The 24300-nt window shown below is 34.6% G+C and carries 13 protein-coding genes and 4 pseudogenes; 12 read left to right on the top strand and 5 right to left on the bottom strand.

Going from position 1 to position 24300, the window contains the following annotated elements; all coding sequences use genetic code 11:
- Nucleotides 1-29 precede the first annotated feature (29 nt).
- Nucleotides 30-5075 carry an MBG domain-containing protein gene (locus DCC35_RS07945; protein WP_137090276.1) on the bottom strand — a complete coding sequence of 1682 codons (5046 nt, stop codon included), beginning with the start codon at nt 5073-5075 and terminating at the stop codon, nt 30-32.
- Nucleotides 5076-5212: 137 nt separating this feature from the next.
- Between DCC35_RS07945 and fmt the strand changes: the two genes are divergently transcribed.
- The 4 genes from fmt (at nt 5213) to DCC35_RS07925 (ending at nt 10894) form a co-directional block, all read left to right on the top strand.
- Nucleotides 5213-6097, top strand: coding sequence for a methionyl-tRNA formyltransferase (fmt, locus tag DCC35_RS07940; protein ID WP_137090275.1), 885 nt, complete (start codon nt 5213-5215; stop codon nt 6095-6097).
- A 37-nt stretch (nt 6098-6134) separates the two neighbouring features.
- Nucleotides 6135-6638: a dihydrofolate reductase gene (locus tag DCC35_RS07935; protein WP_137090274.1), complete on the top strand. Its 504-nt coding sequence runs from the start codon at nt 6135-6137 to the stop codon at nt 6636-6638.
- 78 nt (nt 6639-6716) lie between these two features.
- The gene (locus DCC35_RS07930) at nt 6717-8618 is read left to right on the top strand and encodes a S8 family peptidase (RefSeq protein WP_137090273.1); all 1902 of its coding nucleotides are present in this window, start codon (nt 6717-6719) and stop codon (nt 8616-8618) included.
- Nucleotides 8619-8695: 77 nt separating this feature from the next.
- On the top strand, nt 8696-10894 hold the full coding sequence (locus DCC35_RS07925; RefSeq protein WP_137090272.1) for a PKD domain-containing protein: 2199 nt from the start codon (nt 8696-8698) through the stop codon (nt 10892-10894).
- 29 nt (nt 10895-10923) lie between these two features.
- On the opposite strand, the gene DCC35_RS07920 is transcribed toward DCC35_RS07925, so the two are convergent.
- The gene (locus DCC35_RS07920) at nt 10924-11646 is read right to left on the bottom strand and encodes a DUF4197 domain-containing protein (protein WP_137090271.1); all 723 of its coding nucleotides are present in this window, start codon (nt 11644-11646) and stop codon (nt 10924-10926) included.
- An 80-nt stretch (nt 11647-11726) separates the two neighbouring features.
- Here DCC35_RS07920 and DCC35_RS07915 point away from each other — a divergent pair.
- The 3 genes and pseudogenes from DCC35_RS07915 (at nt 11727) to DCC35_RS07905 (ending at nt 15516) form a co-directional block, all read left to right on the top strand.
- Nucleotides 11727-12973, top strand: a pseudogene (locus tag DCC35_RS07915) (competence/damage-inducible protein A).
- Nucleotides 12974-13136: 163 nt separating this feature from the next.
- A complete protein-coding gene (locus tag DCC35_RS07910) occupies nt 13137-14450 on the top strand; it encodes a dihydrolipoamide acetyltransferase family protein (protein ID WP_137090270.1) in 1314 nt (437 codons plus the stop codon).
- Between the two features lie 124 nt (nt 14451-14574).
- Entirely contained in the window at nt 14575-15516 is a 942-nt protein-coding gene (locus tag DCC35_RS07905; protein ID WP_137090269.1) for a YheT family hydrolase, read from the top strand.
- A gap of 21 nt (nt 15517-15537) precedes the next feature.
- Here the strand turns inward: DCC35_RS07905 and DCC35_RS07900 are convergent.
- Nucleotides 15538-15971 (bottom strand): annotated as a pseudogene (locus tag DCC35_RS07900) (peptidylprolyl isomerase).
- 151 nt (nt 15972-16122) lie between these two features.
- Here DCC35_RS07900 and DCC35_RS07895 point away from each other — a divergent pair.
- Both DCC35_RS07895 and DCC35_RS07890 read left to right on the top strand, forming a co-directional pair.
- Nucleotides 16123-17036, top strand: a pseudogene (locus DCC35_RS07895) (bile acid:sodium symporter family protein).
- Nucleotides 17033-18067, top strand: coding sequence for a lysophospholipid acyltransferase family protein (locus DCC35_RS07890; RefSeq protein WP_137090268.1), 1035 nt, complete (start codon nt 17033-17035; stop codon nt 18065-18067). Before DCC35_RS07895 ends, DCC35_RS07890 begins: the two are co-directional and overlap by 4 nt.
- On the opposite strand, the pseudogene DCC35_RS07885 reads toward DCC35_RS07890, so the two are convergent.
- Nucleotides 18031-19667: pseudogene (locus tag DCC35_RS07885) on the bottom strand (GMC family oxidoreductase). The gene DCC35_RS07890 and the pseudogene DCC35_RS07885 overlap by 37 nt on opposite strands.
- A gap of 457 nt (nt 19668-20124) precedes the next feature.
- On the opposite strand from DCC35_RS07885, the gene DCC35_RS07880 reads away from it, so the two are divergent.
- From DCC35_RS07880 to DCC35_RS07870, 3 genes are all read left to right on the top strand, one after another.
- Nucleotides 20125-21354, top strand: a complete 1230-nt coding sequence (locus DCC35_RS07880) for a tetratricopeptide repeat protein (RefSeq protein WP_137090267.1) — start codon at nt 20125-20127, stop codon at nt 21352-21354.
- A gap of 85 nt (nt 21355-21439) precedes the next feature.
- Nucleotides 21440-22483: a serine hydrolase domain-containing protein gene (locus DCC35_RS07875; protein WP_175402759.1), complete on the top strand. Its 1044-nt coding sequence runs from the start codon at nt 21440-21442 to the stop codon at nt 22481-22483.
- Nucleotides 22484-22626: 143 nt separating this feature from the next.
- A complete protein-coding gene (locus DCC35_RS07870; protein ID WP_137090265.1) occupies nt 22627-23019 on the top strand; it encodes a putative signal transducing protein in 393 nt (130 codons plus the stop codon).
- Here DCC35_RS07870 and bioA read toward each other — a convergent pair.
- A complete protein-coding gene (gene bioA, locus DCC35_RS07865; RefSeq protein ID WP_137090264.1) occupies nt 23016-24299 on the bottom strand; it encodes an adenosylmethionine--8-amino-7-oxononanoate transaminase in 1284 nt (427 codons plus the stop codon). The two genes, DCC35_RS07870 and bioA, sit on opposite strands and share 4 nt — an antisense overlap.
- Between the last annotated feature and the right edge of the window lies 1 nt (nt 24300).

Below are 24300 nucleotides of genomic sequence, written 5' to 3'. Positions count from 1 at the left end.
GGCCTTTATTCATATTAATAGTATTAAAATCAATGTTTCACAACTTTAAATTCATGAGACTGATCTTCTCCAACTAAACGAATTAGATAGGTTCCTGCGTTATGAGATCCGAGATTTAATTCAATCTTATCATTATAAACAGTTAATCCTCCAAGTTTATTTTCTCTACCATCTATTCCATAGACTCTTACCGAATTCCATTCTGATTTAGGAATATTAATGGTAACAATTCCGTTAGTTGGGTTTGGCCAGGCCTTAAAGCTTTCCTTTTCTAATTCATCATCCACACTTAAGACATCATTAATAGTAAGTTGTGCAGTAGCAAAGCCATCATAATTTGGTTCTGTGATCGTAACTGACACTGTATATGTACCTGGGTAGATCGCCTCTTCAACCACTTCACCGTTATAAGTATATTTTAAATTATAAGAAATACCTGATGGATTTGTAAATACCCTTACTGTTTTTGGTGTTCCATCATAATCCTGGTTTAGGTCTGCAAACTGAATGGTAGCGGACAATCCGGAAATTGTCAATGTTCCATTTACAAAATTAAAACTGTAATTATTGTCTGTACCTCCTGTAAATGTAATTGGATAGGTACCGGAATTAGATGCTTGAGTTGCTTCTGTTGTAATTTGTGGCAGCTGGTCAATAACAGATTGATTTTGTCCTAAAACGAAGCCTGTAACCTGGTAAGTTAACGTTGGATTGGGCTGATTATATCCTCTGGACTTATTATCAGCTCTGAATGTGAGCTCAGCCTTTTCGATTGTTACCTCACCATTGGTATACACCATATCATACCTGCGGTCATTTCCGGCAACAATTACGACCTCATAAACACCTACATCAGAATTTGTAGTTACATTGGAACTCAAAGATGGCTTCAGGTCCAGAATTGAAGGACTATCATTATTTTTGAATCCATCATATATAAGTGCCAATGACGGTACTGTTTCACCATATAATTTTGTTACCGTCGGAGCAGTAACAGTAAGAGGCGCTTTAGTAATAGTCAGGTAGCCGGTGATATATTGATCAAAGTAATAATTATTATCAGCTCCTCCCTGAATCAAAATCCTGTAAGCACCTGGTATATAACCTTCTGAACCAGGTTGCTCCAGAGACACTTCCGGTGACTGATCGATAACATTTGTATCATCAGTATTTTTAAATCCACTATATATTATTGTCCAGGCTGGATTTATATCTCCATATTCACGCGTCTCATCTTGTACTGTTGCTGTTAAAGGTGCTTTAGTAATTGTAAGCTCACCTGGAAGATAAGTAAAATCATAGTTATTGTCAGTAGCATCAGCTCCGGTAATTTCATATAATCCTACATCAGATAATTCAGTTGCTACTGAAGATATTGTCGCTTCAGTATCGATCACAGATGAGTTTTGATTAAGAACAAACCCTGAATAAACTGCATTAAATACGGGGTTAGGTTCTCCATATTCTTTTGAAGCATCTTGAATAGTAACAGTTAAAGTTGCCTTGTTAATTACTAACTGAGCATCTCCTCCCAAAACAAAAGAATAATTATTATCACTTCCACCTGATAAACTAACCGGGTAAGTTCCGGCATCAGAAGATTGAACCGCTGTTGTACTAGCTGTAGGCAAATTATCAATATCTGCTTTAGAATCTGACCCGACGAATCCTGTAAAAGTTAAATTGAAATCAGGATTAGGATCACCATATGTTTTTTCTGCACTGTTTAACCCTACTGTCAGTTCTCTTTTTGAAATAGTTAAATTTCCGTCCTGATAGATAAGTTCATAATTCTGAGATGAGAAACCACTGATCATGATTGGATAAACCCCAACATCACTATACTGACCCGCAGTAGTTAGTAATGAGCCTGTCCCACTTAATTCAGCTTCTGTATCAGATAATTTAAATCCTTCAAATGTATAAGTAAAGGCTGGATTTACTTCGCCATATATTTTTGATTTATTGTCAGCTATTACAAAAAGATCTGCCTTGATAATTGTTAAAATCCCATTATTTCCATTGATATTGTAGTTATCGTCACTTCCTCCAGAAAGTGTTATTGGATAAGTTCCGACATTAGAGAATTTTGTTGCTCCATAATTAATGTTTGGATATGCATCAATAACAGCTGCGTCATCGCCATTAACAAGGCCACTTATCTCATAACTATTAGACCTTGAAACAGAAGGATTTTCTTCACCATACACCCTGGTAATGTCTTTAGCTGTAATAGTTACTTCTGCCTTAAGAATATTAATTGATGCGGTTACTTCTTCCCCTCCTATTCCGGCATCGTTATCCGAAAGGGATGCGAAAATACTTACACTTCCTGAACCCGCTGCAAAAGGTTCAAACTTAAACCCTTTATTGGCTTCTGCTGCACTAATAAAATCTCCTTGTGAAACCGGGGTAACTCCATCATTCAGGAACAACGAACCTCCATTGATAGAATTAACCTTAAAGTATTTCACTTCTTCACCATCAACAAATGCTCTTTCGGCAACCAGTCCTGTAGAAGACATTTGTCCATATGTAGTTTCACTATTTGATAAAAATGGAGTATCTGCAACCGGATCTACATTTATACTAAATTGAAAAATGTTTGATTGTCCCTGAGTGTCTTCAACTTGAATTTCTACAATGGAAGACCCAAACTTATCTGGCCTGGTATCTACAGTCAATTCTCCATTTAGTATAGCAACATTATCAAATAGATTAGCATCAAATCCTCCAACTCTTGAATAAGTTAATGATGCATCCGGATCTTCATCTAAAAAATATTCGAATAAAGAGATTACAATATTATCATCTTCCTTTAATGTCAGGACAAGTTCCTTTTCTGCAATTGGGGCACCATCAAAATCATCTTCAAGCAACTGAATATTCATCGGTATTCCACCTGAAGCACTGGTGAGATCTGACTCTACATTAAATCCTGTACCATCTGTTTCAATCTTAAAGATGACACCCAAATCATTAGCGCCTCCCACTGATGTTGTACCAAATAAAGATCCGCTTTGTGTTAATGCTAACCTGCCTTTAGGATTTTTCCCGTCTGTTCCGTTGAATTTCTTTAAAACAGTAAATCCACCGGTCCCTAAATCATATTTGAATACAGATCCTTGTTCTAGGTTTGCTCCTGTTTCACATAATCCATATAAAACCTCATTATCAATAGTAAGTCCGGAAGGTTTACTACCATCGGAAGTCGAAAAATCATGTAATACCGATGGCATAGAAAAGCTGCTGACAGGTGAAGCAAAAGTTATTATAGTTCCATATCCATTCGCACCACCACTAGTAGTAGCTGCATAATATTCACTAGAAACAGCAGATTGGATAAGTCCCCCGGTTGGATATTGACCTGTAGTCCCATCGAAATCCCATAATTTTTGATATTGAGATGTTGAAGGGTCAAATGCCCAGATTGTCCCTAAATCATTCAATCCGCCGGAATAATTCATCCCTACGATATATCCGTCACTATCTTCAAGTAATCTTCCGATGACTTTGCTTCCTGAAATCGAAGTGATTGCCTCTTTAGTAAAACCAGCTCCACTCTTATCAAATGAGATTAAATATGATCTTCCATCTGAATTAACAGAAGTAACTGCATACATTTTACCGTCTGAATGTTCTAAAATATCACTATAAATTTTTCCCCCGGTAGCATCATTCAGAGATATTAACTCCTGATAACCAGATCCATCAGAATTTACTGAGAAGATAACACCAAGATCATAAGTACCTCCTCTTAAAGTAGAACCATAATATTTTCCATCTGAAGCCTTAATTATACTGGTCTGGAGATCGAAACCTCCTGTTTCCGGCATATAAAACTCCGTACTAATTGACCCTGAAAAGTTTGATTGCACAAATCCTCCAAAAGGATTAGTAATAATACTTTCTGATTGCTGGCTAAGAGGAATTATTAAAGTATTTAATGAGGTTTTTATAATATTACCTCTAGGCTTTGATCTATTCGATGCAGGATTAAAATCTATTAATTTGGTATAACCGGTTCCATCTTTGTTTACTTTATACAATACCCCTGCATCGAAATCACCACCACTAAAAGTTGTACCTAAAATTTCCGTACCGCTTAATTCAATAATTGAAGCTGAAGGATCAGCGCCATTGGTTGAATTAAAGATCTTAAATACCTCAAAACCTGATCCATTTGGCTGCAGCTTGAAAAAACTACCGGCATCATTATTCCCTCCATTCTCAGTAGTTCCATAAATCACATTATCGCTTCCATATGTCAGTTTTGTAGAAGGATTACTAGCATCTGAAGGCAAGTCAGCAATAACTGCCATCATACTTCCATCCTTTTCTATCTTAAAAATAGTTCCTGATCCATTAGCCCCTCCATTATAGGCTGTTCCATACAAAACACCTTCAATTTCGATTAGTCCTGCGCGTGGATTTGACCCGGTTAAAGCATTATTAAAATTATGGATTACAGAGTACCCTGTACCATCAGTATTAACTTTAAAGATTACTCCATCTGAATTCGTTCCTCCACTTCTTGCTACACCAAATAAAATTCCATTTGACATTATTAATTGTCCGTTTGGGTTACTTCCGGTAGAATTTGTAAACTCATGGAGAATGGTGAAATCAGTTCCATCAATATCTATTGAATAAATTAAACCTGAATTATTTGTTCCTCCATTCGATGTTTGACCATATAATCTGTCACCAGCTTCATTTAATAAAACCTGACCCGATGGAGAATCTCCCGAACTAAAATGATGCAGAATTTCGTAAGTGGTCCAATCCTTGGTAACTCTGAAAATAGTTCCTTTTTCATTATTACCACCCTCTGTGGTTACTCCATAATAATATCCATCAATCCCTTCAATAAGACCATGGTTTATACCTCTTGGAGTAGATTGGAAATTTTTTATAGAAACCAATTTGCTATCGGCACTACTATACCTGAATACTGTCCCGCCTCCTTTACTACCTGAGGCTGAGGAAGATCCAACGAGCTTGACATTTTGACCCTGAACAACAGTGGTAAAACAAAAAGTTAAGAGAATGTAAAATAAAAAGTTCTTAAACATGAAAAAATTGGTTAAATGGATTATATATGGTTAGACATTGATACTTTTAAACTGAAAAAGGTAAACAGAAAAATGGTAAAATTTCGTGTATAAATTTAGCTTCACTAATATTACATATAAAATTCAAATCTGAAAAAATGAGAGACCTAAGGATCATATTCATGGGAACTCCCGATTTTGCTGTTGCATCTCTTGAAGAACTTGTTAAAAATAAGTTTAATATTGTTGCAGTAATAACCGCTCCCGACAAACCAAAAGGCAGAGGACGAAAACCTGCTCCTTCACCTGTAAAAATCTTTGCTGAGGAGCATGACATTGATGTTCTTCAACCTACAAATTTAAAAGATGAAGAATTTCAGCATACTTTAAAAAGCTACAAAGCAAACCTTCAGATCGTAGTGGCTTTCAGAATGTTACCTGAATCAGTATGGTCGATGCCTGAATATGGAACTTTCAACCTACACGCCTCGCTTTTACCCAATTATCGGGGTGCTGCACCAATTAATTGGGCCATAATCAATGGTGAAAAGGAAACAGGAGTAACTACTTTCTTTCTCCAACATGAAATAGATACCGGAAACATCCTTTATCAGGAAAAAGAACCTATCAATGAAAATGATAACGTTGGTGATCTTTATGAAAGATTAATGTATAAAGGAGCCAGACTGGTAGTGAAAACTGCTGAAGCAATAAAAATTGAAAATGAAAAGCCAATACCTCAGAATACTGTTGGAATTCAAATAAAGAATGCCCCGAAAATATTTAAGGAGACGTGTGAAATAAATTGGGATCAGCCTGCTGAAAAAGTTTATAATTTTATAAGAGGGTTATCTCCCTATCCTGCTGCATGGACCTTACTTAAAGAAAAGAATTTTAAAATATTCAGGACTACCAAATCAGAAGAAGAGGCAGATAGTAAACCGGGAACGATCGATACAGATAACAAAACTTTTTTAAAAATTAATTGTAGTGATAAAAAGTTAGTTATTGAAGAATTACAAGCTGCAGGAAAAAAAGAATGACCACAGAAGAATTGTTGAGAGGATATAATTTCTGATTATGAGAATAAGTATGATAGCTGCCAAAAGCGAAAATAATGTTATTGGCAAAGACAATGACCTGATATGGCATATGCCAGGAGACATGAATTATTTTAAAGCTGTAACCAGGAAAAGGTGTATTATCATGGGTCGAAAAAATTATGAGTCTCTTCCCGAAAATTTCAGACCCCTACCCGGAAGAACTAACATAATTATGTCGCGAAACACTGAATACAAAGCACCTGGATGTATTGTTGTGAATTCTGCAGAAAAAGCTTTAGAAGAAGCTAGAAAAACTAATGAATCGGAAGTTTTTATAATTGGTGGAGAGCATATTTACAGGCAGTTTTTAGATTCTACTGATAAAATATATCTCACGGAGATTAAAGAAACATTCGAGGGTGATGCCTTTTTCCCGGAATTAGATAAAAAAATGTTCAAAGAAGTCTCCCGAATAAAAATGCCTGCAGATGAAAAAAATCCTTATAATTATGACTTTACTGTTCTAATTAATACAAAGTAAGTTCAGCGTTAAAATCATAACTTTTTCACAGTCAGATTACTATAGAATTATTTAATTTTGAAGTAAATTGACTAAGACGTGAAGAGATCTTTCATCATATTTTTTCTCATATTTGCATTTAACCTAAATGCTCAACAAGGAGACCCATTAATTGCCGATGACATCATCGTCGTAAAAGTGGGTACTAAAAACTTGCCTGAAAAGCAAAATGCAAGAATTAATCAAGTTGAAATTCTTGATGAAATTCTGAAAATCAAACAAATAAAGGGATACAAACAACCATTTAAAGGATCTTCAAATAAAAACACTCGGGTTCGAAGTAATCATATCCTTTCCTCTTTCTATTATTTAAAATTAGACAAAGGCTCATCACCGGATAGTTTAATAAATGAATTAAATAAAATGGAGGGCATTGAATATGCTGAACCTTTTTATTTGATGAAACCTCTTTATACACCGAATGATCCGGAAGCAGATCCGTCAACAGGGAAACAGAAATATCTGGAAACAATTAATGCATACCAGGCATGGAGTCATGAACAAGGAGATAATAATGTTTATGTAGGAGTTTTGGATACCGGTGTGGATATGGATCATCCCGATTTAACAGGAAATATAAAAATCAATGAAGATGACCCTGTAAATGGAATTGATGATGATGGAGATGGCCTGGTAGACAATTACAGGGGGTATGATTTTTCAAACGATGATAATGAACCGGAAGCGGATAAAAGTTCACATGGAACATCCGTTACCGGAATCGGTTTTTCTGTGACGGATAATAACTATGGATTCGCCGGTGTAGGGTTTAATACCAAATTTGTACCATATAAAATTTTTACTTCACAATCCAACTTTTTCTATCGTGGATATGAGGCGATGATATTTGCTGCCGAAAATGGATGTAAAGTTTTAAACCTAAGCTGGGGCGCACCAAGCGCAAGAAGTAAATATGTTGAAGAAATCATTAATTACATAGTACTCGAACTTGATGTTGTAGTGGTAGCAGCTGCAGGGAATACGAATGGTGAATACGATTTCTATCCTGCTTCTTACACAAATGTACTTTCAGTAGGCTCCACTAATTATAATGATGAAAAAGCCAATTTCGCTTCCTATAGTCCGTATATTGATGTTATGGCACCCGGAAAATCAATATTTGTCACTGCTAATAATGATTTTAAATATTATTCTCAGGGGACAAGCCTTTCAACAGCGATGGTCTCAGCTACTGCCGCATTAATAAGGGCTAGATATCCTGATCTTACAGCCTTGCAAGTAATGGAAAGGATTAGAGTTACAGCTGATGACATTTATCACATTGAAGCCAATAAACCATATAAGGGTAAACTTGGTCATGGCAGGTTAAATGTTGCCCGGGCTTTACTAGATTATACTACTCCCTCTTTAAGAATGATTGATCTGAAATATTATTCAAAACTTGGGAATTATGCTTTTTACGACGATACTCTATCAATTGAAACAACGATATCTAATTTATTAAGTACATCTTCGGATGCAAAAGCAGTAATTAAGAGTAATAGCCCTTATGTCACAATCATTGATTCTGTTTTTAATATTGGAAATCTAAATTCAAATGAATGGAAAAATAATAATAATTCTCCATTTAAAATCTACATTGACCCGACAACTCCACCTGGTCAACAGCTTAGGTTTACACTTCATTTTTCAGATAATGATTATGCAGCCTCTCAACCATTTGACATTTTTACTGAACCTTCCTTTTTCGAAATTGAAGGTAAAAACTTAAAGTTAACAGTAGGATCTTCAGGTACATTGGCATTTGATTCCGATTCTTTAAGAAATGGAATCGGTTTAGTATATAATGACACGCTAATTTCCAGAAGCTTAGGGTTATTTTATTTTCACTCCTCTGATTCAGCTGACAATAGCTTCCTGACAATCGAAAAACCAATACATAATAAAGATTTCCAGGCTACTAAATATTTAAAAAAGTAAAGAGGAAAAACATTAATTATCAGGAAATTTCAAGCAGATTTGAAAAATCCACTGATGGCATCCAAATAGAACAGCACTTGTTTGCCGACAACACAACTACTGACAAGGACTTTATTATTTTAGAATATAACATATTCAATAGTTCCACCTCCCCAATTAATGATTTTTACATTTCATTACTTTCAGACTATTCTATAAATGAAGATTCTTCCAATAGGTTGTTCACTGATGTAGAATCACAATTGACTTACGCGTTCGATGCAAATAATAATATTTATACCGGTATTGCTGCGATTAATACTGACAATTTTATAAGCAGAGGTATCGACCTATCGAATTATAATGGTAATAGCAGTGACATAAATTTACCATTTACTAAAACCGAGAAAGCTGATTTTATATTAAATAATTTAAAAAATGAAGCCGGACTCAACGGTAATGGAAACGACATAGCTGGATTCTCAGGAACTAAAATAACCAGTTTAAATTCTGGGGAACTAAAGAATGTCGTTTTTGTAATAACAGCAGGAAATTCACTAGAAGCCTTAAAGGAAAATATCTCAACAGCATCTGAAGCTTATGCTCAAATAAAACAAAGCCCTGAAAATGAATTTTACACAACCATTTGTAAGGGTGAAAATGCTGAGATAAATCCTGGAAACTCAATTTTTAATTTTTACTCTGACCCGACCGGTTCGAATAAAATTGGTAATGGAGGCTCCTTTTTGATAGAAAATCTTCAAAATGATACTACTATCTATTATAATAGCCATGACGTCAGAGGAATGGGAATAATGAAAACAGCAATTATTAATATTGATGTTCCTCAGGATTCATTTTCTATATCCTCTAACCCTCTATACTTGAGCGAATCATCTGATAGCACCGTTACTTTTAAAGCTTACCCTTCAAATGCAAAATCATATAACTGGGTGTTTGAAAATGGATTGACTTCTACAAATCAAAATCAGACTATCAAATATAACCAGGAAGGCTATTATGATATTACACTTACAATAGAAAGCCCGTTTGGTTGCGAAAATAAGTTTAGTTCTACCCTGGAGGTGATTAACAGACCAAATAAACCTGACATTAAAAATACATATTACGAAGTATGTAAAAATGAAGATCTGGAAATATTAATAGAACTGCAGGAAGAACTTTATTTCTTTAGAAAAAGTGACATGAATGATCTGATCTCATCAGGTAATAAAATATTAATCTCCAATATTGATCAGGATACAGCTGTATATGTATCAAGAAAAGAAAACAATATATATTCAGAACCTGTAAAGATTATTATTAAATCCTACCAACCAAATGCCAATTTTCAATTTTCACATAATCCTGACCCTGCATCAGGGGCATCTGTTTTAGTTGAAGCAGATGATAATACTCATGTGTCTTATGATTGGAATATCAATGGCCTGTTACTAACTGAAACACCACTAGTCCAACACGAAATTCTGAATTCGGAAGATCAGTATTTCGAATTAAAAGTGATTGATTCTATGGGTTGTTCAGGAACTATTCAAAAGACTTTATCACCACGTGAATTAAATGTGATGATAAAAGATACTATCCTGATCTGTCACGATTCTCAAGTAGTAAAAATTAATCCGGATGAAGAGGGTACTTATCTTTATTATACTGACAGCGAATTAACTAATTTAGTTCATAAAGGCAGATACTATGAAAAGCCTCTAATTTCATCAACAGACTCTATTTATATAGTTAATTTCACTGAATTCCATAAAAGTTCACCACAGAAAGTTATCCTGAGAAAACTACCAGAATCAAAACCTGTTATTATAGCAAATAATGAATCATTAAACCTGGCATCTAATAAGACAGTTAATTTAACAATCGAAAAAAAAGAGTTTGTAAAATATCAATGGCAATTTCCAAATGGAGCTACTGCCACCCGTTTACAAATCGAATACTCCTTTTCAGAACCAGGCCTTTATTCGTTTAGTTTAATAGGAACAGATAGCCTGGGCTGTAATCATACCGGGTTTATAACAATTGAAGTAGTAAATGAGCCTTTATTAGATATCGATGATGATCTAACAAAACTGATTTCCTTATTCCCTAACCCTGCATCTGATTATCTATTTATCAAAAGTGAAAAGATAGTGGAGGACTGGAAAATTATCGATGCAGCAGGGAATGAAATTGAAAATGGACAAGGAAATACAATTAATATCTCCCCATATGCAGCAGGCATATACTATCTAATAGTAAATAAAAAAGCACTACCATTCATTAAGAATTAGTAATGCTTAATTATATGCGGTAATATATTTTATTGCTGTGAAAAGACTCTTTTCATCAGATCTGTGGTTCGTGCTATTGGGTTCTCACGTATATTAGCCTCTTCTTTTCTTATTAATTCAAACAATCCATCAATTGCTTTTTCAGTAACATATTTGTCAAGATTTACTTCCACAGGTTCAACAAACGGAATTTTATTATAAGCAGAGGCAACATCGCTGTAATATTTTGTTGCATTAACATCTTCTAATGAATTGTGGATCGGTGGCTGGAATTTACCGACCAGCTGATCATAGGTAGTTCGACGTAAATACTTGGTTGCTGCATCATCTTCCCCTTTCAAAATATTCCATGCATCCTGTATAGTCATAGAAGTTATTGCATTAATAAAAATAGGTTTTGCCTCAATAGCGGCTTTTTCTGCTGCTCTATTCATTGAAAGGATAAAATCGTCAACGGGTTTATCCAACCCTACACTTCTTAACCTGGTTTCCACCTTCTCAATTTCTTCGGGAAAAGGAATTTTTATCAGTGGGTTCCCGAAATAACCATTTAGTTCCGAAGCCTCATTAGTTCCTTTTATTGTCCCTTGTTTCAGGGCCTGTTTTAATGCATTAGATACATCCTCAGATGTTAGCCCTGTTCCGGAACTCCCGATGGCATCATTAACAGAATCTATTGTCTGTTGAATCTGTGAAGAAGTACAGGCAGTAAATAAAAAAACAAGCAAGTATAATAATCTGTTCTTTCTCATGTGACTAAAAAAATTGCGTTCTAATAAAAAGAATAACTTAAATTCGAATTTAATTAAATTATTGTATCAACAACCATACCATGCAAGAAATTAGAGCATATATCATAACAATCGGTGATGAAATCCTATACGGTCAAATTGTAGATACAAATGCACAATGGATGAGTGCCTTACTAGATGAATCAGGTATAAAAACAATAAGGAGGCTAACTATTGGTGATGATAAAGACGAAATCCTTTCAGCATTTGAAGAAGCAGAAAAAGATTCAGATTTAGTATTAATCACAGGGGATTAGGACCTACGCCTGATGACCTGACTAAGCCTTGTCTTACTGAATACTTTAACGATAAGCTCGAAATCAGGGAGGAAGCTTTAAATGATTTGTCAGATTTATTTAAAAAATTAGACAAGGAACTCTCTCCTCTCAACAAAAAACAAGCTGAATTGCCTACCCGAGCAAAATATCTAAAAAATGATATGGGTACTGCACCAGGGATCTGGATGGAAAGTGAAAAGAATACAGTATTCGTTTCAATGCCGGGAGTGCCTTATGAAATGAAATTTTTGATGAAAGAAAGAGTCCTTCCTGAAATAAAAAAAAGGTTTAAGCCTCCTTCGATTGTCCACCGTAGAATAAACACAGTTGGAATAGGAGAATCCTGGCTGAGTGAAATAATTGGTGAAAAAGAAAAAGAACTACCACCACATATCAGATTGGCTTACCTCCCCTCCCCAGGCATTGTCAAACTCAGGTTTACTGCTAAAGGTACCGATAAAAAACAGCTAATAAAGGATGTTAATTATACAATTAATGATTTCAGACCCCTTATTGAAAAATACATATACGGATATGATGATGAAAAGCTGGAAGAAGCCATAGGGAGAGTATTAAAATTTCAGGGAAAAACAATTGGGACTGCTGAAAGCTGCACCGGAGGTAAAATAGCGCATAAAATCACCTCTGTTCCGGGGAGTTCTGAATATTTCCTCGGATCAGTAGTGAGTTATAGCAATGATATTAAAATTAATGTGTTGGGTGTAAAAAAAGAGACTATTGAAAAAGAAGGAGCTGTCAGTGAAGAAACAGTAAAACAAATGGCAGTTGGAGCCAAAAACCTTCTGAAAACTGACATTGCAATATCTACTAGTGGTATTGCCGGACCTGGAGGGGGAACAAAAGAAAAGCCCGTTGGAACTATTTGGTTAGGGTATGCTGATGAAAATCAAGTGATTGCAAAAAAAATCAATTTGGGAAAAGACCGGGCTATGAATATCGAATATACAACAATTGCTGCCTTAAACCTGCTAAAAAAACACATCATGTAAGAATTATATTCTACAAAAAAATAATTTAACAAAATTTTATATTAAACAATCTTAGTTAAATCAGTATTTACAGACGATTATTTCAATAGCTCCTTATTGAATATCTATGAAATTGTTGTTACTTTTGAAGAACTCAATAAACAACATCGAAAACACTCGAATCATGGCATTAGAAAAAATGGTGATGCCCAAGATGGGAGAAAGTGTTATGGAAGGCACTATTCTCACTTGGCTAAAACAGGTGGGTGATACCATCGAGCAAGACGAATCAGTTCTAGAGGTAGCAACAGATAAAGTTGACACAGAAGTTCCTGCAACCCATGCAGGAGTATTAAAAGAGATTCTTGTCGAAGAAGGCGACGTGGTAGAAGTTGGGAAACCAATTTGTGTAATCGAAACAGAAGGCGAAGGATCTGACGATGCTAATGACACCTCATCAGAAGAAGTAGAAGAAGAAAAAGAAAAAGCTCCTGCTAAGAAGGAAGAAAAAATAGCTGCAGAAGCAACTCCTGCTCCGGTAGAAGATAAATCCAGATTTGAAAGTGACCGTTTTTATTCTCCTTTGGTTAAGAATATCGCTAAAGAAGAAAATATATCAGAGGAAGAATTAGAAAAAATCCCAGGTACTGGAAAAGATAACAGGGTTACTAAAAAAGATATTTTAAATTACCTTGATACTCGAAAAACCTCATCAGCTGCACCTACTGTATCTAGTAATGGCGCGGCAAGTCAGCAGGTTAAACCTTCAGTACCTGTTTCTGTCAGTGGTGATGATGAAATCATAGAGATGGACAGAATGCGAAAAATGATTGCCGAAAGAATGGTTGATTCTAAACGCACTTCACCTCACGTGACTTCATTTGTAGAAGCTGATGTTACCAACCTTGTTAATTGGAGAAACAGACATAAAAACGATTTCAAAAACCGATACGGTGGAAGTCTTACTTTTACACCAATTATGATCGAGGCTGTGGTAAAAGCCATAAAGGATTATCCAATGATAAATATCCAGGTAGACGGCAATAAAATTGTTAAGAAAAAAAATATCAATATAGGAATGGCTGTGGCCCTTCCTACTGGCAACTTAATTGTACCTGTCATTCATAATGCAGATCAGTTAAATATTACCGGGTTAACACTAAAAGTAAATGACCTGGCAAAAAGAGCACGAGAAAATAAGCTAAAGCCGGATGATCTTCAAAACGGTACTTATACTGTTTCAAATGTTGGTAGTTTCGGTAACGTAATGGGTACTCCAATTATCATGCAACCTCAGGTAGGAATTTTAGCATTAGGAGCAATTCAGAAAAAACCTGCTGTAGTGGAAACTCCAACTGGTGATGCAATTGCTATCCGTTACAAAATGTTCTTATCTCATAGTTATGACCATAGAGTTGTAGATGGGGCTCTTGGAGGCATGTTCGTTAGACGAGTAGCTGATTATCTTGAGAAATTTAATGTAAATCAGGATCTATAAGAAAAATATCCAATTCAAATATAAGCCCGGATGATATCCGGGCTTTTTTTATTCGAAAATCATTTGGCAGAATATTAACCGGTTTAATTAAATTAGTAGAAATAAGCTAACAGATTCTATTTTCATGAAATACAAAGCTCCGTATTTATACTTCTCTCCACATATTGAAACAATACTCCCATCATTATTTAGGAAAGTAGAAGGAGTTGAATATAAACGAGAGCGTTTGACCACTCCGGATAATGATTTTCTGGACCTTGACTGGTTACATGACGATAATAAAAAACTGGTGATTGTTTGCCATGGTCTTGAAGGCAGCAGTGACAGGCCATATGTAAAAGGGATGGCCAAAGCATTACATAACAGCAATTTTGATATCCTCGCATGGAATTACCGTGGATGCAGTGGTGAAATAAATAATAACCTCAGGTTTTATCATAGTGGGGCGACAGATGATCTTGAATTAGTTATAAACCATAGCATTTCATTAGGCTACCATGAAATATTTCTTATAGGGTTTAGTCTGGGAGGAAACCTTGTACTTAAATACTGTGGTGAAAAGGAAGAAAACATTCAGGAACAGGTGAGAAAAGTTGTGGCATTTTCAGTGCCATTAGATCTTGAAGCAGGAAGTAACAGGATTGCGGAGCCTTCAAACTTTATCTACGAAAGGCGTTTTTTAAATAATTTGATTGAAAAAGTAAAACAAAAAGCTGCAATAATGCCTGATAAACTATCGACAGCCCACATCAAAAAAATAAAAACTTTATACGATTTTGATAACTTTTATACTGCTCCTATTCACGGATTTAAAAATGCCTCTGATTATTACTCCAAATGCAGTTCAATAAATTATGTGACAAATATCAAAATACCTACCCTGATTATTAATGCCAAAAATGATCCTTTTCTACCGGCAAAGTGCTACCCGGCAGAGTTGTTAAGTAAAAATGAAATGATAACATTCGAATTCCCTGAAAGAGGCGGGCACGTAGGATTTACAGAATTTAACCAGGATCGAATGTATTGGTCAGAAAAAAGGGCTTTAAAATTTATTCTAAAATAAATTCAAAGCCCGTTATTCATTTTAATCTTCTATTATATTAATCTTTTCGATTTTATCTCCTTGTCTGATATCGTCAATGACGTCAAGTCCTTCGATAACCTTACCAAAGCAGGTATGGTTCCTGTCAAGGTGTGAAGTGTTATTACGACTATGACAAATGAAAATTGAGACCCACCGGTATTTCTACCTGCATGTGCCATAGATAATACTCCTCTGTCGTGATATTGATTTTCACCATCAAGTTCACAGTCTATAGAATAGCCCGGACCACCTGCCCCGGTTCCATCAGGACATCCTCCTTGAATAACAAAATCAGGAATAACCCTATGAAATGTTAAACCATCATAAAAACCCTTCTTTGAAAGGTCTACAAAATTCTTAACTGTGTTTGGAGCGTCTTTTTCATAAAACTCCACATTCATTGTTCCTTTTTCAGTTATTATTTCAGCTTTCATTTATTAGATATTTAATTAATCTGCACAAAAATAATCCAAATTATTGCCGGTTGAACCACTTTATGTAAGAATTTAACAACCTAAAATAGTTTTTTTTAAGCCTGTTAACCTTAAATTAGATAGTTTTGCAATTGTCTTAAAAATTAAATTAATGTCAGAACTGGATAGTATAAGACTTAATTTCAATGAAGAAAGTCTGTTTCTTTTAAATCTCAGTATTGCATTTATTATGTATGGGGTTTCACTGGATCTAAATTTAAAATCCTTTAGAGAAGTAGTTAAAAATCCAAGTCCTGCCATTGGTGGTGTCGTTTCCCAATTTATCTTATTGCCAGCATTAACATTTCTGTTAGTATTAATCATGAATCCCTACCGGGACTAGCAATGGGTATGATATTAGTAGCAGCATGCCCGGGTGGAAATGTATCCAATTTTTTTACCCATCTGAGCAAAGGAAATGTTGCATTATCCGTAACCCTTACCATTATAGCTTCTTTTCTTGCAATAATTTTCACCCCGCTTAATCTCGAGGTCTGGGGTGAATTGCTAGGAAATAAAAAAAATATCGCCGTAGAAGTTGATTTCTGGAAAATGATGAAAACTATAGGCCTCATTATCGGGATTCCATTAATTTCAGGAATGCTTACTAGAAAATATTTTCCGGTTTTTAGTGAAAAGGCTAAAAAGATCATAAAGTCTGTTTCAATGATCATACTTTTAGCAATAATCGTTATTGCCTTTTCAAAGAATATTGACCTCTTTTTAAAGTACTGGCATTATGTATTCTTTTTAGTACTGATTCATAATTTACTAGCTCTTTTACTTGGTTTTGCAGTTGGTAAAATCAGCGGTAAAACACTAGCTGATACAAAAACTATTACAATAGAGACGGGTATTCAAAATTCGGGTCTGGGCCTTGTAATTATTTTTAATTATTTCCAGGGCCAGGGTGGAATGGCATTAATTGCTGCCTGGTGGGGAATTTGGCATATAATTTCCGGACTCGTCATTTCGCAGGTATTCAATTTCAGATCCACCGATAAAGGCCAGCCAGCTTCCATATGAGAATTCTTTTAGGCAACATATTATACTACCCCCTAAAAATCTGGGTCAGAATTGCATGCAGCCTTTATTTCAGCGAGTTTAAAGTTAATGGGTTAGAAAAAATTCCTGCGGAAGGGCCAATTATCATTGCTGGAAATCACCAAAACGCATTACTCGATGCAATGATTCTTAGTGTTATTTCTAAAAGGAATCCACATTTCTTAACAAGAGCCAGTGTATTTAAAAATAAAATAATTGCATCCATTTTAAAAAGCCTGAAAATGATCCCGGTATTCAGATTCAGAGATGGTATCGGAAGTGTTCGTAAAAATTCTCAAAGTTTTGAATCTGCTCATCAAGTGCTGGAGAAAAATCAGGCAATAGGAATTTTTCCTGAAGGTAACCATGACCTTAAATACAGGCTTAGACCTTTACAAAAAGGTATTGCCAGAATTGCATTTGAGACAGAAAAAAGAAATGATTATAAAAAAGGGGTTAAAATAGTCCCTGTTGGAATTCATTACGAGGATCATTTTGAAAGTCGAAGCAGGGTATTAATTACTATTGGCGATCCGGTCCTGATAAAAGATCATGTTCCCGCTTTCATTCAAAATGAAAGACAAGGTTATGAAAATTTGTTAGAAGATCTTAGCAGAAAAATGAAAACACTAATCTTAAATTTTGATTCAGCTTCTAGTTACACCTCAATGCTAAAGATCTTCAACTCAAAAAGATTGAAAAAGAAAAAAGTAGCTGTACAATTTAAATCTGATCAAAAATTGATTCAGGAAATACTCAAATTTGATAGTCAAACTGAGATTAACAAACCTGGCAATTGGTATGCCCCGGTGGGCAAATTAAAATGGTCGATTTATCTTATCTCTGATATTATTTTTTACATACCAAGAAAACTTATCAACAAACTAATTCTCAATAAAGTCAGTGATAAGCATTTTTATGCAACAGCGGCCTTTACATCAAAAATTTTCCTGTATCCCTTTTTTGCAATTATTATTTATTTCATTTTAACTGTTTCTGTTGATTCCTTTTGATCAACGCTTTTCAGAATCATATCAGCTGCTTTCTCTGCGATCATTATTGTCGCTGCATTAGTATTTCCTGAAATTATAGTTGGCATTATTGAAGCATCAACTACTCTTAGTCCATCTATTCCTCTAACCTTTAATTCATGATCCGTTACTGCCATATCATCTGTTCCCATTTTACAGGTACCGACAGGATGATAAAGTGTTTCTAATGATTTTAATATATGTTCTTTTAATGCTTTGTCGTCTGACAGATTAGTTGGAAATATCACTCCATTAGGATTGTATTTTCGTAATGGTTCTGAATGTGCAACACCGATAGCTTTTTTATCCCTGAAAGCAAAACATACAAATCCTTATTTACAGATAAAAAATTAGGTTGAATAATTGGTGGATCATAAGCTGATTTACTCCTGATTGATACGAAACCCCGACTTTCAGGTCTGATCAAAATTACCATTATCCCATATCCATCCTTCCTGGGAAACGTACTTAGATCGTAAATATCAGTAGAATAGTCATTTTTTATACCGATAGGTGTAAAATGAAATTGCAGATCTGGCCTTTTCAGGTCCGGATCAGATTTTAAAAATGCATTTGCTTCAAGAGGACTATTACTCAATGGACCTGAATTAAATACCAAATGATTCAGGGTTGCTTTGAACATATTGAAGGGTTTAAGTAAAGTATTACCAGTAGGTATATTTACTTCTCCGGAAATACCACTCCAAATATGGTCCGTTAAATTTTGCCCTACTCCTCCTAAATCCTTATTCACTTCAATATCAAATTTTTGTAAGGTTTTTGATGGCCCAATACCTGACAACATTAAAACCTGTGGTGACTGAATTGAACCTGCTGATAAGATAACCTCTTTCTTACATTTGATAATTGTTTTTTCACCATCAATATCTACCTCCACCCCCACTGCTTTATTGTTTTCAATAATGATCCTTTGGACAAAGGCTTTAGTGAATACATGTAGGTTATTTCTTTTTAGAATTGGTTTCAAAAAGGCCTTTGCTGTACTATGTCTTTGGTTATCTTTTATTGTAAACTGAAGCATACTTGCGCCTAACTGCTCCTTACCATTGTAATCGTAGTTATAAGGTATATCATGGATTTGACAACTTTCTATGAAAGCACTCCCCAACTCTGTAGGTTGCTTTGAGAAAGCTACATTTAAAGGTCCTTTATTTCCATGATACTCATTATCGATATCTTCATTATTTTCAGATTTTATAAAATAAGGAAGAACGTTATCATAAGACCACCCCTTATTTCCCAGTTTCTCCCACTCATCAAAATCGTTTTTATTACCTCTTACATAGGCCATTGCATTCGTACTACTACTCCCTCCTAATGTCTTTCCCCGTGGAACGAAAATCTTTCTATTGAGTACATTCTTTTGTTCTTCAGTCCAAAAAGACCAATCTATCTTAGTATTATTCAATTTTGAGTAAGCACCTGGAATTTTAATTTCAGGCATCTTGTCCTTTTCTCCTGCTTCTAGTAAGGCAACACTTAATTTTTCTTCAGAAGATAATCTATTAGCCAAAACACAACCTGCCGATCCGGCACCAATTATAATATAGTCGAATGTCATTTTAATTATTTTTATATCTATTAGGATTATTTACATTTAACAGTAAAACATTCAGTAGTTAATTAATAAAGTTTAGATTAATAATTGGAAAATATTTTATCTTATTTATAATACCCGTATAATTATATTGCTTTTTATGTCAAAGACATACTTTTTATTGTGATGTTGACTGTATGAGATTATTATTTTTTTATTAGCCTTCTTTATATTTTACAATCCTCTGGTACTTGCGGATAACAAGGATAGAGTTTCAGAAATTAAAGAACTGAAATCTTTATTAGTAGAAGCAGAATCTGATACAGTAGAATCAGTACTATGTGCTAATATCGGTTATTTATTTTTTGAAATTAGTCCAGATAGTTCGCTTTACTACGGACAAAAAGGTTTAAGAATAGCTGAAAAAATCGATTACAGTTACGGGATTGAAAAAAACCTGGTGGTGATTGGACTCTATTATATGAATATTGGATTACATTCTACCGCCCTGGAAAAAGCATATATAGCGCTGGAACATAGCTTAACGCGTCCTGATAATTATGCTGATCATTCGGATTGTTACAATCTAATTGGTATGATCTATAACAATAATAATAATTATAAAGAGGCTGTTAAATACTATTATAAATCATTAGAAACAGGAAAAAGAGCTGAAGATTACATTAAGGTATGTAGGGCCCACAATAATCTGGCAAACAGTTTTATTCAAACTACCCAATATGACTCTGCGACTTTTCATTTGAATAAATCATTAGATCTTAATGAGATCACTCAAAACGAGTCCATGAAGGCATTTAATTATTCCAATCTCGGTGAGGTAAATCTATATCTGGGAAATTATGATAAAGCTATAGTTTACATCAATTTTTCGATTGATATAAATAAGGAGATTAATAACCCTCGATTGAGATCGAATAATTATAAAGTATTATCAAACATTTACCTGAAAAGCGGCCAGACTGATAAAGCCATTTTCTGGGCAAAAAAAAATATAGAAAACGCAAAGTCAGCTAATAGTTTTAAAGAAGAAGTAGAAGGACTCTTGTTATTACACGAAGCTTTTAAAATTAAAAAAGATTATAAAAATGCGTTGAAATATCTCGACATAGCGGACAGCTTGAGGTTCAACATTAATAAAAGTGAACTAGATGCAGGTATTGAAGTTTTACAAAAGGATTTCGAACTAAAAGAAAAGAAAAACGAAATTCTTCTACTTGAAAAAGAAAATGAATTAAAAAACAGAAAGTTATCCTATAGCCAGAAAAAAGTAAGGATGCAATGGTACATAATCCTTATGGCGCTTATTATATTAATTTTGATTGGCTACTTATTTTACGTTGCCAGGAACAGGTATAAAACTAAAGTCAAATATATAGCAGAACTCAAAAAGAAGAATAAACTCATTCAGAAACAGTCAAAAGAATTAAACTCTCTTAATCAAAATCTGGAAAAAAGGGTTGCAGAAAGAACACGGGAGCTTGAAGCTAAGAATGAGCAATTACAAGAGTATGCATTCATCAATTCTCACAAATTAAGAAGCCCTGTTGCTACGATACTAGGTTTAATCCATCTTCTGAATAAAGACATGATAAATGCATTCGAAGAAAAAGAATATAACTGCAGGCTAAAAAATGCTTTAGATGAGCTTGACGAGGTTATTCGCGAAATAACTACGACACTTGAAAAATAAATGCCACACCCACCTAATCAAAGAATAGTAATATTTAATTTTTATTTAATTATATTTACTGTCAAATAACACGATTTTTAAAGATTTGATAGTAATTCGCACATTTTTTATCCTAGTTGTTTGTACCTATAGTCTTTATGCTCAAAAGAATATAGATTTCAATCGTTTTGATGAGATACTGGAAGAAAAGTATCGAACAGGTGATTTTTCCGGTATATCATTGATCAGTGTTAACGGAAAAGTAAAGTATGAAAAAGCTTTTGGCTATGCTGATTTTAAAGATGAGGAGCTATTATTCACCGATTCAGAATTCAATCTCTGTAATGGATCTGATATAGCTAAATTATTATCAATAAGCTGGCTAATTGAGCAAAACAAAGTTTCTCTTGAAGATTCCGTTTCTCAGTACCTTCCTGAATTTGAAAAATACCCTTATATAACATTAAAAAATATACTAACACACACTTCAGGACTTGAGGATATAAATCCAGATAATGAACTGACAAAATATAACGACAATCGATCTCTAATAGAGGAAATAATTCAGAAACAAGACAATGTTAATACAGGGAATTATAAATATAGTCACGTCAATAGCATTATCATTGCTGCAGTAATTGAGAAAATCTCTGGTCTAAAATTTGAGGATTTTTTCTATGAAACTATCAGTCCGATTATTGGATTACCCAGAACCGAATTCATTACCTTAAAAACAGCTTTTAAACACTCTAAAGCAGATAGCCGATATGCGTTAGGATATAAAAAGACTCAGTCAGAAGAAATAATCGAAATGGATCCTGAAAACGAGACGCTCAATTATCCTGAGGGAAATTTATGGTCAGGAGGAAATGACATATTAAAGATGTATGATTTTCTTTTTCAAAGTGAATATATATCAGATGGTACACTTGAAAAAGTTCTGGGTTCAAATACATCCCCTGTTTTATTCAAAAAAATAGGATCAATAGAAAACCCTGGTTATGGTTTCGAAGGAGAATGTGATGGATACAATGTGTTATTCTATTATTTCCCGGGTACTAAAACTCAATTCATTTTATTAAGTAATTACGGCTTTAGTGACCTTTTTAATGACGAGTATGAAATTCTAAAAGTGATTAATCTTATATGATAAAAAACCTTATCGCATTACTAAATAGAAATTGTTGTTATCTTTTCTTTTTTCAAAACTCGTCGAATATCTATTCTGTTTTTTTTGTATATTAAATCTAAAAGGCTCTGTTAATCGTTTAATTACCAACAGGGAATCAGTCAATGGGATTAGTACTTTTATTAAGAGAATACGATTATAATAATGCACACATCATGAGAAGTAAGCTTCAACAACATGGAGTTCCTGTCGTGTTGATTGATGAAGAGACTTCAGTTACCCTTCCCCATCTAAAAACTCTTATTGGAGGAATTGGGTTAATGGTCTTAGAGGACGATTACGAAATGGCTCGTGACATCCTTGGGTTAAAATATGAATCTCCTTCAAAAATAGTCGTATGTCCCCACTGTAATTCAACTAATTCTAAACCAATTCAAGATGAATTAATAATGAATTTGATCGCCAGAGTATTTAAAATATTTACCCCTGACAATCAAATTCAAACAAATGATAAAAAATATCAATGCCTTGATTGTGGCAATACTTTCCTTTATTAACTATTAATTTCTCTCATCACCTTCTCTATCACCTCTATTACCTTTTCATATTCTTCTTCAGTTATACAATAAGGAGGTAAAAAATAAACAACATTCCCAAGCGGTCTTAAGAGGACGTCATGTTTTAAAAATGTAGGATAAAGCCTGTGCCTTACTTCGTTAAAATAACCCGTATCTTTTAATGTTTTAACTTCAAAAGCAAGTATAGTCCCTAAATGCCTGACGTTTTTGATTGCCCTGTTTCCACCAAGCCTGACTGAAGACGATTTATGCCATTCACTGATCTTTTTGATCTTTTTTTGACACTCATCAGACTTTAATAATTCCATACTTGCAACACCTGAGGCACATGCTATTGGATTACCGGTATAGCTATGCCCATGAAAAAACGTCTTTAAAAGATCACTGGTTTGAAAAGGCTTTTGGATGTCCAGAGTACATGTTGTAGCTCCTAAAGCCATGGTTCCACCTGTCAAGCCCTTTGATAAGCACATAATATCAGGATTGTGTCTTAGGTGGTCGCAAGCAAACATTTTACCGGTTCTGCCAAAGCCAGTAAACACTTCATCAGCTATGCAAACAACACCGGCTCCTTTAGCCATACTCAACATGGTATCTAAAACCTCAGTATCGTAAATCCTCATTCCGGCAGAACCCTGAACCAAAGGTTCGAAAATAAAAGCAGCCACATCATCTGAGTCAATAATATCTGCAAATTGCTTTAAAACATCTTGTTGATTTTCAGAACCTGGAAAATCAATAAATTCAACATCAAAAAGGTATGGTATAAAAGGCTTTACAAATACATCCCGGTCACCCACAGACATTGCTCCAAATGTATCACCATGGTAACTTCCATTTATCGCTATGACCTTTTTTTTCTCTATCTTTTGATTATGCCAGTACTGAAAAGCCATTTTCAACGCGACTTCTACAGCTGTTGATCCGTTATCGGAAAAGAATACTTTCTTTTGATTTTTGGGAGTTATGCTTAAAACCTCTTCAGCCAGTTTGACTGCAGGTTCGTGGGTGAAACCAGCAAATATCACATGTTCAAGGTCTGCTGCCTGTTTTGCGACCGCTTTTGCTATATGCTTATTACCGTGACCATGCAAATTCACCCACCAGCTTGATACGCCATCAATAATTCGCCTGCCATCTTCTAATTCTATATAAATACCATCTCCTTTTACTGCTGGTAAAGGGTTTTCATTACCACCCAAGCTGGTAAAAGGATGCCATATTACTTCTTTATCTCTTGAAATAAGATTATCTGCCATA

Source organism: Mangrovivirga cuniculi (assembly GCF_005166025.1).
GTDB classification, from domain to species: Bacteria; Bacteroidota; Bacteroidia; order Cytophagales; family Cyclobacteriaceae; genus Mangrovivirga; species Mangrovivirga cuniculi.
Note: the sequence above shows the minus strand (reverse complement) of the source record. Positions and strands in the feature narration are given on the sequence as shown.